The organism is Opitutus sp. (assembly GCA_024998815.1).
GTDB lineage: Bacteria > Verrucomicrobiota > Verrucomicrobiia > Opitutales > Opitutaceae > Rariglobus.
On the sequence record JACEUQ010000001.1, the window covers coordinates 1,181,666 to 1,195,309 of the forward strand.

Consider the following 13,644-nt stretch of genomic DNA (forward strand, 5'->3'; position numbering starts at 1 on the left):
CAATAAAAGACAGGCATAATTACATGCATAAACATGCAGAAGTAAACGGAAGTAAACTTATGTGCATTATGGTGGAAAATAAATTTCATTGAGCAGGTTGCCAAAGCACATAAATTAACTTTTTTACCGTTATGAGCTATTCCGGAGGCCTTTACCTAGATGACGATCTCGAACCCTATGTTCGCAAGCGGGCAGATGAATCCTTTAACGGGAAAATCAACACCTACATCACCGCCTTGGTGCGCGCTGATCGTGAACTGACCCAGCAGTTAACTGAAAACGTATCCGCCTCAGAGATCGCACGTTGGCGCCAATGTGAAATCACACTTCTGCGTGCAGCGCAGGATGCCCTCAACCTCCTCAACGCCGAAACCCCCGAGGGCCGCGACCGACTCGCCAAAGCACTGGCCAATAGCATTCTGCGTGCTTCCATGCGGGAAAGCGCCCCGGCAAAATCACAGGCAGTCACGACTCCAGAGCTCGGCACGGCGGAATAAGCCCAGTCCACACGGAGGTGGCCCCGCCCTCCATCCCCCGCCAACCCGGGGGGACGACCTCCGTGTCGTCCGTGCTGAATCCCGGTTCAAGGTCAGTGCCTAAGAGGTATTTTAACTTCGTCCTGATCCCTTAGCCCAAGACGGTCAGCACGATTCCGGCGACAATCCCGAGTACAGCGGGCAACTTTTGGCGACCGTTGCCCTCGTGAAACAGCCAAAGGCTGCCGGCAAACGCAACCAACGTGCTGCCACGTCGCAGGCTGGAGACCAGTGAGACGAGCGCCTCGGGATTGCGCAGCGCGTCGAAGTACAGGAAATCCGCAACCAAGAGCCCGGCCGAAATCCCCAAGATGCTCCAGCGCCAATGGAAAACGTGGCGTGGCCACCAGCGCAGTTTCCAGCCCACCGCCAGCGGCAGGAAAATCACCGCCAGGTAGATCGAGAACCAGCACTGCACTGTCGAGGCGCGAAACCCGACATGCCCCATGAGAAACTTGTCGTAAAGGCCGCTGCACGCGCCGAGCAGGGTCCCGCCGAGCAGCCAGCCGAACCAGCGGTTTTTATGGAAATGAATCCCCTCCTTCGCCCCAACCACGGAGAGGCTGATAAAGGAGCCCACCGTGATGACCACCCCGAGCAATTCCAGCCACGACGGGCGTTCGCCGAGAACCAGCAGGGCGCCAAACAGCGTCCACATTGTGAGCGGCGGGGCGAACACCGTCTATTTCTGGCGGTTACAAAATCACCTGTCGTAAAAGCCGATGACCGGCCCCGCCAGGGGCCGGCTTTCGAGACTGGTCAGCTTGCGGGTTCGTCGGCCAGGCGGTCTTTCATGCGGTAGGATTTGCCCTCGATGACGACGGTCTGAGCGCGGTGCAGCAGGCGGTCCAAGATCGCCGCGGTGATGCCAGCGTCGTTGTTAAAGATCCCTGCCCAGTGTTTGTAGGCCTTGTTGGTGGTGACGATCAGCGAGCCGCGTTCGTAGCGTTGGCTGACGATCTGGAAGAGCAGGTCGGCCCCCGACTTGTCGAGCGGCAGGTAGCCGACCTCATCGAGCACGAGCACCGCAGGGGTCATGTAACGCTTCAACTCGGCTTGCAACCGGTGCAGGGACTGGGCGGTGACCAGGGCGTTGATCGCGTCCACCGCCGTCGTAAACAGCACCGTGTAACCCGCCTGGCAGGCCGCGTAGCCCAACGCGCTCGCGAGATGTGTCTTCCCAAGCCCCACACCACCGCAAAACACCACGTTGGTGCGCTCCTTCACAAAGCCCAGTTCGAAGAGGTGCCGCACCTGCGCTTCGTTCAACTCCTTGGGCCAGTCCCACTGGAACTGGTCGACGGTTTTCTTGACCGGGAAGCGCGCCGCCTGGATACGCCGCTCCAGCGCCCGGATCTGGCGGTCCTGGGTCTCGGCCTGCACCAGTCGGCGTAAAAATTCGGCGTGCGAACAGCGCGCCTTGGCCGCCTCGGCGGTCAGTTCGCCGTGGTGACGCAACAGGTAACCGAGTTTCAGATACTTGAGCCTAAATCCGGCAATAGAAACTAGCCAAAAATCACGCAGGTGATTGTTTGGCTGTCATATGCCGCCGTTTTTACCGCCGGAAAAAGCTCACCCCGAGGGTGAGTCAGAAAACCCTGATCACAAGGCAACGCCAAGCGATGCCGCCGAGGTGTTGATTGTGGATACACCCGGAGGACGTTTTCGTGCGCAGTTCGCCCCAGAGTTGCCGGTGAGCCCCTTGGGGGCACTGGTGTTTTTCACGCAGTACTTGTGTGCGACAGGAGGCTTCGAGGCACTGGTTGCGGACACGCCGCTTTGTTACAGCAGCAACCGCGCACACCGCCCTCGCGACGTGATTGGAACCCTGCTTTTGGGGATGCTCTCCGGGCACTATCGCTACGCGCACCTCGCGGCCCTGCGCGGCGACGACATTGCCCCGAGCCTGCTCGGACTTAAGTCGATTGTCAGCGAGGATTGTGTGCGCCGGGCGCTGGCTCGCATCGGTGCCGAGCAGGGGCAGGACTGGTTGCGGCGTCACCTCGACCAAACCTGTCATGGGTTTTTGGATAACCAGTGGATCCTCGACATCGATGTCACCATCAAGCCCATCTATGGACGTCAGGAAGGTGCCAGCATCGGCTATAACCCGCAAAAGCCCGGACGCCCCAGCCACGCCTACCACACCTACTGGATCGCCACCTTGCGCCTGTGTCTGGACGTGGAGGTGCACCCCGGCGATCAATCCGCCGCCGGACATGGTTTTGCGGGGCTGTGGGCGCTCATCGACCGACTGCCAGCCGAGCGCCGGCCCCATCTTTTGCGCGGTGACTGCGCCTATGGCCAGGAGGCGCTGCTCAGTGAAGCTGAAGCGCGTAAACTCAACTATTTGTTCAAACTGCGCCGCACCGCCAAGGCCCGCGAGCTGGTGGCCGCGCTTGAACGCACCACCACCACCGCTTGGACCGACGCCGGACAAGGCTGGCAGGGCTGCGAAAGCTGCCTGCGCCTGCAAGGCTGGAACCGGGCCCGACGTGTGGTGGTCTTGCGCCGTCGCCTCAACGACCAACGCCACCCCCGGGCCCGCCGCCGCCTCGTGCGCGAGCAAGCCGACCACGCTTTGCTGCTGAACATCCCCGACGCGGCCGCCTGCGAGCCGATCATCTACGAACATCAGATCCTCGTTACGAGCCTGCCCTACGAGATCCTTACCCTTGCCACCCTGTATCGGGAACGTGGGGGCGCGGAAAACCCCTTCGACGAGCTCAAGAACCAGTGGAGCTGGTCGGGGTTTACCTCCCAGGAGCTAAACTCCTGTCAGCACGCCGCGCGTTTGGCCGCACTGGTTTACAACTGGTGGACGCTCTATCACCGCCTGCTTCAACCCGGTCAGCACCACGAGGCGGTGAGTACACGTCCCCGTCTGCTCTGCGGAGCGACCCGGCAGAGCGAACACTCCGGTCAACGCCGCCTGGACGTGCGCTTGAGCCATGCCGAGGCACCTCGCCTGAGTGAACTCATCACAAAGTTGGCCAGATGGTTACATGGTATCCTTCATAATGCGGAGCAATGGAGTGTCGCCCAGCGCTGGGGGCAAATCGTAGCGAGGATTTTACAGGAAAACTTCCCTGTACTCGGCCCTGAACCGCCTTTGGCCACCGCCCCAAGCTGATCGCGCTTCCGTTCAGCCTGCCGCAGCACTCTCCACCCTCATCTATCCGACGGGCAACGCCCGCCGGCCGCACTTTCTATTGCCGGATTTAGGTTGAGCTGGTCTTTTAATAAATCGGGTTTTTCGGGTTCTGTTTTCATTGGGTATAGGGGCTTAAATCCGGGGGACGCAGTTCGAGTTCCAGTGCGGCCAACGCGTCGGCGCGGGTGAGGTGGATCGGCCCGGCTTGCGGCAAGGCCCGCGCGCGTTGTTCGAGCAAGTTGAGGATGTAATCGCTGGAGTAGGCGCCGAGTTCATGGGCGCTTTCGATCGCCCGGCCGACTGCCTCCGTTCCATACAGGGCCACCAAACCCACGATAGTCGCCAGGTGGTGTCCCGCGTTGAGTCGGCGCTCCTCCAGCCCCCGTTGGTAGGCGGGTGCCGCCGGGCTCAGTTCCAAAAACCGTAGCCGCAGGCGCTGCCGCGCCCCCTGCCGTTTGCGCTCCTCGAGTTCGCGCACATGCTCGGGGTTTTCCACATCGGCGCGGCGGGCAAAACTGCGGGCATGCTCGGCCACCAGGGTGCGGTCCGCATAAAACCTCACCTGCGCCCCCTCGATCTGCGCGGTGAGTAGCGCCCCGGCAAACTTCGTGGGCACCGAGTAGCGGTTCGTTTCGATACTCACCCGGCACCGCCGCGACGCCCGCACGCTTAAGGTGCGCACCGCCGGACTGGCCACCGGGTTAAGCGGCAGGAGCGCAGCGCGCTCCTCGGGCAGCCGGTCCACCGGCCGGCCCTGGGTTTCAGCGTGAACGCGCACGTTGGCCACCGTTTCCAGCCACAAGCTGGCGGCCGGCCCCAGCTCGGTAAACCCATTCATCTGCCTCCCGCCAAGGAAGCTTTTTTTCACGTAACCCACCGCGTTTTCCACCATGCCCTTGGACTGCGGATGCCCCAGCCCGCACGCTTTTATCGTAAACCCGTAGTGCCGGGCAAAGTCCAGGTACTGGGCGTTGTACACCGGGTCGGTCCCGGGCACATGCGAGAGGACGGCCGTCTTGCAGTTGTCCACCATCACCTCGCGCGGCACCCCGCCGAGTTTTTCAAAGGCGCGCCGGTGACAGCCCAGCCACCACTCCTGGCCCTGCCCGAGGGTAAATTCCACATGCAGGAACCGGCTGTACCCCAAAACCATGACGAAAAAACTTAAAGCCCGCCGGGTGCCGTCCACCTCCACCGCGCCAAAACTGCCCCAGTCCACCTGCGCGGTCTGGCCGGGGGCAAACTTGAGGGTAAGAAACGCCTCCAGGTTCCGCGGCCGCACCCGCCGCACGTAGTCTTTCAAAATTGAATACCCGCCCGTGTACCCCCGCTCGCGCACCTTTTGCCAGAGCTGCATGGCGGTGAACGGATGGGCCTCCAGCCACCGCGCGATCGCCGGCTTGTGCACGTCGAGCTTGCTTGGCCTAGGCACCTGCGCGGCCTGGCTGCGCACGTACTTTTCCTGCGCCTGCCAGCGCCTCACCGTCTGCACGTGCAACTGGAGCGAGCGGGCGATTTGCGGCGCACTGTGACCGGCCGCCTCCGCCTGTTTTATCCGGCAATACAGTTCGTAATCGATCACGCGCCCACCTCCCGGCTCGGCGGCGGCGTTGCCGCCAGCGTGTGCGTTGGCCTGCCCCGGTCCAAGGAGAGCACCTGGTAAAGTGGCGCGGCGTAGGCGATCACCCCGGCCTCGATTAACTGCCGACGCGCCTCGACCAGGCCGTCCTCGCTGAGCGTGAGCAGCCGGGCCAGGGTGCGCGTGGCGTAGTAACTCAGCCCGTCGGCGTCACCCACGGTTACCAGGACCAGATAAAGTCCCCAGGCGGGGGCACTGGCCCGCCCCAGGTAATTGCCCCGCACCAGCCGGTGGTCCAGCCAGCTAAACTGGGCCGGCGTGCGCCGGAGTTGTTCGCGATCGATCGGTTGTTTTTGCATAATCGGGCGGCTGGACGTCGATGCCCAGGATCACCCGCCCCCGGGATTGCAGGTGTCGCAGCATGGGTTCGAGGTCCTCTTGTAACGTCACTCCGGCGAACTGCGCGATAAGCCCCACGAGCACAGGGTTTTGCGACTCCCATCTGTCTTGTAACGCCGCGCAGGGATTCGGTAACGCCACCTCGGCGACCGGCTCGGCTTTAGGCTGGTGCACAACGGATTGCGTAGTTGGGATGTCTTGTAACGCCACCCGCCGTCGCGGCCCCCTCCGCCGTGAGTACCCCGGATTGGCCTTCCGCCACTCCTGCACCCGTTGGACATTTTCTGGGCCTTTCCAGTGGTCGAGGTTCTCCGGCTTCGCCAACCATTTGGCCTGACTGGCCGCCCGGCTCGCCCGTCGGCATCCCGGCTTCCCGCAGTAGCGCTGACGCTCGCGGTTATGCGCGTCGGGCAGAAAGAAATCGACACAGTGCAAACACTTGCGTGAACCGGTTGGATGCATCGCTGTGCATCCGCCAAGCGTCCCGCCGGTTCAATCTCCACCCATTCGCACCCCTCATATCCCCAGCCGGACAGGGAAGAAAACCCACCCACGGAAGAAGAGTATTACTCTTTTTAAGGGGAAGAAGATCCACCGAAGAAGAAGTGCATTCCTAACCGCCAGAAATAGACGCTTTCCCGCTCGCCGCTCACACGCTGGCCATAACTTTCCTTAATCAAGCTGAGGTAGTGGGCTACAAAACCCCATTCCTCGTCGGTTACGTCCGTCGGATAACTCCGTCGTGGTTCAGTTTCCACCCTCCACTATACCCATCTTTGGCTTCATGACAGGCTCTAGGCCCGTTACTTTGGAGTTCGACGGGAGTTCCGTCAATCACGCGGCCTTGAGCGGCTGAACGGTTGCCTTGATCTTGTCACCAACGGTATTGATCGCTTCACGAAGATCATAGGCTAACTGAACGCGGAGCCAGTAACCCGGATTGAGGCCAAAATAAGCGCATAGGTGGAGGTCGGTTTCCGCAGAGATGCCGCGTTTCTCGTTTACGATTTCATTGACGCGCTGTTGCGGGAGCTTGGCGTCCTTAGCCAAGCGATAGGGTGTGATTCCCATCGGAATCAAAAAATCTTCACGGAGGAGTTCACCGGGATGGACGTTGAGGTGTTTGCTCATATTTTTTAATGATAATCGGTTATTTCTACGTCGTGGGCGCTTTGAGCGTCCCACCGAAAGCAGACTCGGTATTGATCGTTTACTCGGATGCTGTGTTGGCCGATTCGGTTGCCCTTTAATGGCTCCAGTCGGTTGCCGGGCGGAATACGGAGTTCGTCGAGAGCGGACGCACCGTGAAGCTGGGTGAGCTTCTTGAGTGCGGTTTTATGGATTACGGGTGGCAGTTCGGGCGGGCGGCGTCCGAACCATAGGGATTCGGTTGGTTTATCTGCAAAGGATTGAATCACTGGCTTGTATTGCTACTATTCCTGCATCGCGTGCATCTCGTCAAGCGTGAACAATGATGGCGTACTTGAAGTATTGGCTATAGATGAAAACTTCCGCTTGCTGACGCCGAGGGCCGCGCCCAAGACTGGGCCGAACCCACATTGGCCCTGCATGTAACCCCGGCTTGTGAACAAGATTGTGCTCAAGCTGGACTGCTTGACGCACGAGCCCAAGAGGCGGCCGGAAAACCTGAAAGTGTCGAGGAACCCTGCCTCACCTCGCTGCGCTTGGCGTCCCCTTCCACACCGAGGAAGCGGATTTCGTGCGTACGCAACCGTCTAAGAGTCGTGCGTTTGCCCTTCTTGGCTCAAGCGACTGGGTCGGGGCGTTTTTATGTTCCCCAACAACGAGTTTGCGCTCGACGCGTCGTTAAAAGTACTGGCCCGCGACGTCCCCCGGCCTAAACGTAGTGGGGGGGGAACTGCGCTGGCGTGGCCCGGTGCACCCCACCTGTGTGCAGCCGGTTGGCCGCCACAAAGTGCGGCTTATCTGCATTCCATCAGTGCTAATTCACCCCCACCCCACTGATCAACCGGGGCTGTAAAGGCCTTAAAAACCTCAAGTCGGCCCCCCCCCTGAAAGGGGGCCGGCCTGTGGTTTTCTATTGTGAAAATCGCAGTGGAAATGCTCAGTGACTGGGCGCACCCGAGGGATTAGGCGAAATGCCGGGATCGCTTAGCGGAGGCCTTGTTTGGTGGCCATGTGGACCACGCCGATCCTGCTCTCGTCGGCCCAATTCAGCTAGCACCCACTCCCTCAATTCGGAGTCCGTCATTTCATCGACCCAATCAGCTACAACCCCATCCTTGCGCATATTAATGGAGCACTTCAGAGACTCATTTTCGTCCTTCAATTCCTGAACGTGTACACCCAAATCGCGCGCCTCCTGATGCAGCGCAACATTAGCTTTGAGGGCATCACTAAGCTCCGCGTCAAGCCGCTGATTCCGATCACCGAGTTCAGCGCGAGACTCTCGCTCCACCTCCAGCTGCACGCCCCGTGAGGCGAGCTCTACCAGGGGCTGGATGACACCAACAAAGGAGGCCTGAATCAAAGTCTTCGTCTGCTCGATAACCACCTTGAGCCCGGCTTCGGGGCTCAGTGAAGGATCTACTTTGAGTGCTTCGATGCCTCGGATAAAGTCGACCTGCGCCATGCCCGCCATGTCATGAATGGCCGCGGTTTGCATTTGCACGTCCTTTATTGGGAGTACGGTTCTTTTGCACGGAATTCCCCTCCGGTAATCATGGTCTGACCACACATGGGCCCAGTGAGTTTGCCACGCTTTCATTGTGGTATTATGAGCCTCAACGGGCCCTGCCCCCTTCCGCATCATCCGCTTATACGACCCCGAAAAGCGGTTCCAACTCACTACTGAAACCACCTTTGGGGCTGCACCGAAAGTGGGTCGACCACGTGGCAGTCCCTCCGCAATTGGTACGACGATCGCATGGATATGGGGGGACTTTTCATCGCGATGAAACCAAACCGAAACCACATTTTCGGTGCCAAATTCAGCGTCTAAAAACGCCAACGAACGAGCAGAAAACACCTCATCAGAGGGCGCCAAAGGCGCGTTTGGACTCAACGAAACGATCACCTCAAAGGCGACATAACAGTTATGACTTGGCAACTTTGCCCCCGCTTGCGCTACGCGTTTTGCAACAGCCTCACTGGTAGAATTACCCCGGAATCGGAGAATCCGAACGCCGTCGACCATGCTCATGTCCGCGTTGGGTGTAGGCACGGATCGGGCGTTGTGCTGGTCGACTTTTGAAAGGTTGTCGCCGCGCTGTTTTTTGATGATCAAGATGCAATAATGTGGATTGGCCATATCCCCAATTATGGGGGGATGAGCAGGCACTAACCTCTATCCCCCAGCTCCAGCCCGATAAATGCCATAGTGTGTGTATGATATTTATCCCGGCTATTTCCCATGCCTCTATCCAGCAAGCAGTTTCACCCCCGCAGCGCATAAAACCCGCTCCGCCCACTACCCACTACTCGCCGCTCCCCCGCCCACGTTGCATTCACCTGGTTGGGCATCGTTTAAAATCAGATGGCGCTAAAACTCGACTACCCTCACGGCGATCTCACGGGCCTCCGGATAACGCGTCCCGTGCAGCGTTCTTAGTGATCGCGCCAGCTTACCGATAACCCGCTCGCTGCGCCGTAGGTTGGCGTCCCGGCAAGCGCATGAGAGTCGCGCAGAGTCAGGTGACTTTTGAGCAGGCGGTTCAAGTGGCCGTTGTCCGGCTCGATGAGGCCTTTTTTTTACGGACAGGTCTTGGTGATCAAGACCGGCTTGAGTGAGCCGTAAATAGGCGAACGGGTGAGGTGCCTGTTGCCCTCCCCTGACCCGCCCCGCCATGCTTGAGTTGACTGGTGTCGGAGGAACTTTGGTGGAGCCGGATTACCCGAACAGCATTCCGAGAAAGACATGGGGCAAGTCGTCGCTCAACCTGACCTTCAGCGACAGGCACGGCACCGCAATCTGCACGTGGCCAAGCGGTGTAGCCCGAGCGGCACAACAAGTGGTCCTTCGGCGTCCTCATTACCACAACGCTGAGCGCGGGGGCGGGCGTCCAATCCACCAGTCTACCCTCCGTGTTTAGGCACCTGCTGAGCTAAACCACCCCGCTCGGACAGTGGCGAAGTCACCACGCCTGCAACCGTGTATTGAATCGTGCGACTTCGCCCACGTTGCCCATTTTTGTCGGGCCCTCACGCGGCCCCAAACCACCCCCGAGCCGAGAGGGACAATTCAGCTAGAATCGGTCCCTTTGCGCTTGGATCGCCGAAAACAGTTTTGGATCTGAGTCACGGGTCCGGTGGGGTGCGAGACACGACACGGCCAAAAGTTCAAACGAGGGGAAATCAACCGATGCCGAAATGGGCCCGGAGGCGACCGACCGTTTCGCCGGCCTCGCGGGCGATCCGGGCAAACCCCGGCGACACCCGCTGATCGGTCGCGACCCGTTGCCAAAAATCTGCGGCCCAGCCTGCGGCCGGCCGCCACCACTCAAGTTCGGCGGGCAAGGGGAGCGCGGGTGCAAACACGGGGAGCGGCGTGGCGTTGCCGGCGACCGGTGCCCACAACATGGGCAACATGTCGTAAGCGGGCGCGAGCCGCAGGGGCAGCGTATCTTCAAGCCAGAAGGCGAGGTTCCCCAAATGCATGTCGCTATTGCCGGTCAGCATCCCGAACGCGTGGCGCAGGCGGATCGAGCGTAGCGCTGCGGCATCAATTAAGCCGCTCGCCATGAGGTTCGCGGCGACGGGCAGCCAGGCGTTCGCATCGGGTCCGGGGAAAGCATCGTGCAACGCTCGCAGGGATACGACGCCGCGTCGTCCGTGCGCACCAACGCGGTCGAAGCGGGGGGCTTCAAAAAAAAGCCGTTCACCCGCGTCAAGCAGTCGGGGGGCCGCATGGCTTTCGCCGTTTTCATGAAGCACGGCCAGCGCATGCGCCTCGCCCACGAGCAGGTCGGCCCAACGGCGGCCTGTTGGGGTGGACAGCGTATCGGTGAACTTGACGATGACGTGCTCCGGGGCATTCGCACCGGCCAACGTCGCGAGAAACTTGGGCTGTTCGCCTTCAACGGAAGAGCCGCCGCGCGGAGCGAGCACGGATATGGCGTTGAGCGGATAGTGTTCCGCCCGATCCGCCGCGCCGAGGTGGTACGGTGCGGGTTGCAGCATTCGTTCTTGAATCCTGCGCAGCGGAAAATCGCCCACAACAAGATCGCCTGGCAGGTCTTCGCCTTCGGATTGAAGGTACACGAGTGTATCGTCGTCGCCCCAATTGCGTGGATCGGTATCGAGGCCGAGCGCCTGCGGTAGCCCGCGACCTAAGGCGCGGCCGAGGTAGCCTTGTGGGCGGATGTCGCTCAGGAAGAAGGGAAAACCCTCGCTCCATCCCCCGAGCGAAAGCAGCCGGGCGTCCGCCCAAGCGGGTACGTTTTGCGGATGGGCCCAAGCTACGCGCCACCCACCATGCAGTGTGGTGAGTTCGGCCCAGTCTTGGGCGCGGCCCTCAGCGTCGATACGCCGAATCAAAAACGTATCGCCGAGGCCGCGCACAGGTCGGCGCAGCGCATAACGGGCACCGCGCGTAACGCCGAGTCGCACGATGGGCGCGCCCAAGGCCGTGAGCCCCCGAGAAACGCGGGAACGATCAACCCCGACGGCGTCGGCGAGCGCCTGCGCCGTTAGCGGCCCCTGTGACTGGAGCCGGAGCAAGAGGGCGTTGGGATCTAGTTGAAGAGGCCGGGGCATGCCTCAATAACGCACAGATACTTTTTGTTATCTGCAATTGCTAATTTAACCAGAAAAGCTATTTATGTGAAAATGTTGGTTTTTTTCGCACAAATATAAATCTTAATTATTTTTTGCTGGGCTTAACTGGTGCGGCTAATGGAGCTTTAAACTTACGTTGCTGTTTGCGGTACAGATCCACCGACGACCGGGTGACCGATCTGTGCCTAACCTCCATCCCCCACCCTGCTCGGAAATAACTGCCATAGTGTGTGTATGTTATTTAGAGCCTGCCCCAAATTTCCGGATTTTTAAAAAGTGCGCAGAGGTCCATTGGGATTGCGGGCGAACGAGGTGGCACGAATCACCCCAGCGACGTTAAACGGCGGCCCGAATCGATTTTTCCCGCCCCCAAGCGCGGTAGTAAGGTACGGCAAAGCCGGGGCGAGCCCCAGGGTTATTCACATTTTTGCCGGAAAATTGAATTAAGCGGCCAGCGGAAGTGTTATTTCCTCGGCAAGGATTCGTGACACCAGCCAGAGGTTGTGACCGAGTACACTCCAACCCACCGAACGGTAGCGGTTGGCAAACCCTTTACAGCGCAAGCGTCCGCCGAGGCGTTGTTTGAGGATCGCAATGCGCGCTTCGGTCGCCGAACGGCGCCGCTGCAATTGGGCGAAGCGTTTTTCGCTCAAACGCTCCTTGAGCGCGTGCGGATCACGCGGGCATACCGCATCGTAAACGTCTTGTTGCTTGAGCATTGCGGAAGTTTTTTTGGTGGCGAAGCCGCGGTCGGTGCCGACCGCGCTAATCGGCGCACTCAGGTCAAAGCGGTTCTGCCGCGCCAGGCTTTCCTCGAGTTGGCACCATTCTGCCGGAGCCGCGCCCTGGTAGAGTTGCCAGTCGGTGATTAAACCGGAGAGCGCCTCGCTCAACAGCAACGAGTTGCCAAACTCGACTTGGCTCCCTGCTTTGCCGCGAACCAGTACGTTCACATCAAGTTCATGCACGCTGAGGATCTTTTGGTCGTTGGGCACCGGGCGTCCGCCGATGATGCGCTCGTGGGCCTGCTTGATGACGGCGGGCAGTTGGCCGAGCATAGCGTCGATGCGGGTGGTTATCCGCTTGGTTTGGCGTTGGCTGTAATGGGTTTGGCTATACTTCTGCGCCAACAGGTCGCGGTGGCGGCGGGCATGTTCTCCGATCGTGCGTAACAGCGTCTTCATCTTGCGCAGGATCTGTTTACGCGCGCGCTTGGCGTCGTTGCGGCGGCCTGCGTGGGTCATTGACATGCACAACTTGTTCATCTGCTTGGCAAAGCACTCCGGCTCTTCAGGCATACGGTGGAGCAGTCCAGCGCGGCGGATTAAAATCATGGCCTTGAGCAAAGTCTTGGACACATCACGCAACAGCACCCAGTCCACCGGGAAGTGGATGTTGGTCTCCAAGCACGTGCCGTCGATGAGGCAAACATCCATGTCCAGCGGCGCGCTCAACCCGAGTTCAGTGGCGCGATCCTTCTCGCCGCACATCTCCACCAACACTTGCCCCATCCAGCGCACCTGTTCGGCGGTGAAAAACTTCGAGGCCCGCTCCAGCACACTTTTGGACGCCCCCTTGATTCCCTCAAGCGTGCGAACACCGCAAAAATCCGCCAGTAAATCACTTGAGGCAATGCTACGGGAAAGCTCGCGAAAGGATATGTTGCCCAAATGCACCCGCAACACTTCAAAGCGTAACGCTTTGAGCGCAAACTCCATACGCTGGCGTAGTTGTGCGACACTGGCTTGGCCTGCCCCCGCCTTGGCAAAGTCCATCGCCATCGTCTCCAAGTGGCTGCCACGCAACAACGCGTCGAGTCCTTCCAATTGCTGGCGAAACTCGGCGTAATCTTTATTGGCACCGACTGGCGTTAGCGCCGGACGCAACCAGCGTTGCAGGGCAATGGCCGAGGTGGCGGATACGGGTTTTGACTTCATGGCCGATTATAGCGGCTTTTTTTTGACCAAAACCAGGGAATTACCCCTCTTTAGGCATCATTAAACTTATGCTAATAGTTCACTGCTAGGTTTTTATGCTTTCGGGACAGGCTCGAGTTAATGTTTTGAGACAGGAAAGAAACTAACCCTAACTGCGCCTAAGTGAAGCCAGAAACACCTTTGCTGGCAAATCGCTGACAAATAATTTGGGGCGTTCTGTGGCGGTTTCATTCGTGTTGGGGACGCGCTTCACACGCGGTCCTGGCTTTCCGGTCTATCGCG

11 protein-coding genes and 1 pseudogene are annotated in these 13,644 nt (G+C 59.7%); 3 read left to right on the forward strand and 9 right to left on the reverse strand.

The window, feature by feature from the left end:
- Positions 1 to 131 precede the first annotated feature (131 nt).
- Entirely contained in the window at positions 132 to 497 is a 366-nt protein-coding gene (locus H2170_05080; GenBank protein MCS6299459.1) for a hypothetical protein, read from the forward strand.
- Between the two features lie 130 nt (positions 498 to 627).
- Here H2170_05080 and H2170_05085 read toward each other — a convergent pair.
- Positions 628 to 1,194 (reverse strand): annotated as a pseudogene (locus H2170_05085) (hypothetical protein).
- A gap of 101 nt (positions 1,195 to 1,295) precedes the next feature.
- Positions 1,296 to 2,036, reverse strand: a complete 741-nt coding sequence (locus H2170_05090) for an ATP-binding protein (GenBank protein MCS6299460.1) — start codon at positions 2,034 to 2,036, stop codon at positions 1,296 to 1,298.
- A 43-nt stretch (positions 2,037 to 2,079) separates the two neighbouring features.
- Here H2170_05090 and H2170_05095 point away from each other — a divergent pair, with 43 nt between their 5' ends.
- On the forward strand, positions 2,080 to 3,669 hold the full coding sequence (locus H2170_05095) for a transposase (GenBank protein MCS6299461.1): 1,590 nt from the start codon (positions 2,080 to 2,082) through the stop codon (positions 3,667 to 3,669).
- Positions 3,670 to 3,805: 136 nt separating this feature from the next.
- On the opposite strand, the gene H2170_05100 is transcribed toward H2170_05095, so the two are convergent.
- The 4 genes from H2170_05100 to H2170_05115 form a co-directional block, all read right to left on the reverse strand.
- Positions 3,806 to 5,272, reverse strand: a complete 1,467-nt coding sequence (locus tag H2170_05100; GenBank protein ID MCS6299462.1) for an IS21 family transposase — start codon at positions 5,270 to 5,272, stop codon at positions 3,806 to 3,808.
- Positions 5,269 to 5,628 (reverse strand): hypothetical protein, encoded by a 360-nt coding sequence (locus tag H2170_05105; protein MCS6299463.1) that lies wholly within the window; start codon positions 5,626 to 5,628, stop codon positions 5,269 to 5,271. The genes H2170_05100 and H2170_05105 overlap by 4 nt, the downstream gene beginning before the upstream one ends.
- 874 nt (positions 5,629 to 6,502) lie before the next feature.
- Positions 6,503 to 6,799, reverse strand: a complete 297-nt coding sequence (locus H2170_05110; GenBank protein MCS6299464.1) for a HigA family addiction module antidote protein — start codon at positions 6,797 to 6,799, stop codon at positions 6,503 to 6,505.
- Positions 6,800 to 6,804: 5 nt separating this feature from the next.
- Positions 6,805 to 7,086: a type II toxin-antitoxin system RelE/ParE family toxin gene (locus H2170_05115; protein MCS6299465.1), complete on the reverse strand. Its 282-nt coding sequence runs from the start codon at positions 7,084 to 7,086 to the stop codon at positions 6,805 to 6,807.
- A gap of 373 nt (positions 7,087 to 7,459) precedes the next feature.
- Between H2170_05115 and H2170_05120 the strand changes: the two genes are divergently transcribed.
- On the forward strand, positions 7,460 to 7,654 hold the full coding sequence (locus tag H2170_05120) for a hypothetical protein (GenBank protein ID MCS6299466.1): 195 nt from the start codon (positions 7,460 to 7,462) through the stop codon (positions 7,652 to 7,654).
- 100 nt (positions 7,655 to 7,754) lie between these two features.
- Here H2170_05120 and H2170_05125 read toward each other — a convergent pair whose 3' ends face one another.
- From H2170_05125 to H2170_05135, 3 genes are all read right to left on the reverse strand, one after another.
- The gene (locus H2170_05125) at positions 7,755 to 8,960 is read right to left on the reverse strand and encodes a plasmid recombination protein (GenBank protein ID MCS6299467.1); all 1,206 of its coding nucleotides are present in this window, start codon (positions 8,958 to 8,960) and stop codon (positions 7,755 to 7,757) included.
- Positions 8,961 to 10,003: 1,043 nt separating this feature from the next.
- Complete coding sequence (gene yjjJ / locus H2170_05130; protein ID MCS6299468.1) at positions 10,004 to 11,404, reverse strand: type II toxin-antitoxin system HipA family toxin YjjJ; 1,401 nt, start codon at positions 11,402 to 11,404, stop codon at positions 10,004 to 10,006.
- Between the two features lie 464 nt (positions 11,405 to 11,868).
- Positions 11,869 to 13,362 (reverse strand): hypothetical protein, encoded by a 1,494-nt coding sequence (locus H2170_05135; GenBank protein ID MCS6299469.1) that lies wholly within the window; start codon positions 13,360 to 13,362, stop codon positions 11,869 to 11,871.
- Between the last annotated feature and the right edge of the window lie 282 nt (positions 13,363 to 13,644).

Bases quoted from the DNA above. Each gene is read 5' to 3' on its own strand.
- H2170_05080 (MCS6299459.1), top strand. From the start codon at position 132: ATGAGCTATTCCGGAGGCCTTTACCTAGATGACGATCTCGAACCCTAT.
- H2170_05095 (MCS6299461.1), top strand. From the start codon at position 2,080: ATGCCGCCGTTTTTACCGCCGGAAAAAGCTCACCCCGAGGGTGAGTCA.
- H2170_05105 (MCS6299463.1), bottom strand. From the start codon at position 5,628: ATGCAAAAACAACCGATCGATCGCGAACAACTCCGGCGCACGCCGGCC.
- H2170_05110 (MCS6299464.1), bottom strand. From the start codon at position 6,799: ATGAGCAAACACCTCAACGTCCATCCCGGTGAACTCCTCCGTGAAGAT.
- H2170_05120 (MCS6299466.1), top strand. From the start codon at position 7,460: ATGTTCCCCAACAACGAGTTTGCGCTCGACGCGTCGTTAAAAGTACTG.
- H2170_05125 (MCS6299467.1), bottom strand. From the start codon at position 8,960: ATGGCCAATCCACATTATTGCATCTTGATCATCAAAAAACAGCGCGGC.
- yjjJ (MCS6299468.1), bottom strand. From the start codon at position 11,404: ATGCCCCGGCCTCTTCAACTAGATCCCAACGCCCTCTTGCTCCGGCTC.
- H2170_05135 (MCS6299469.1), bottom strand. From the start codon at position 13,362: ATGAAGTCAAAACCCGTATCCGCCACCTCGGCCATTGCCCTGCAACGC.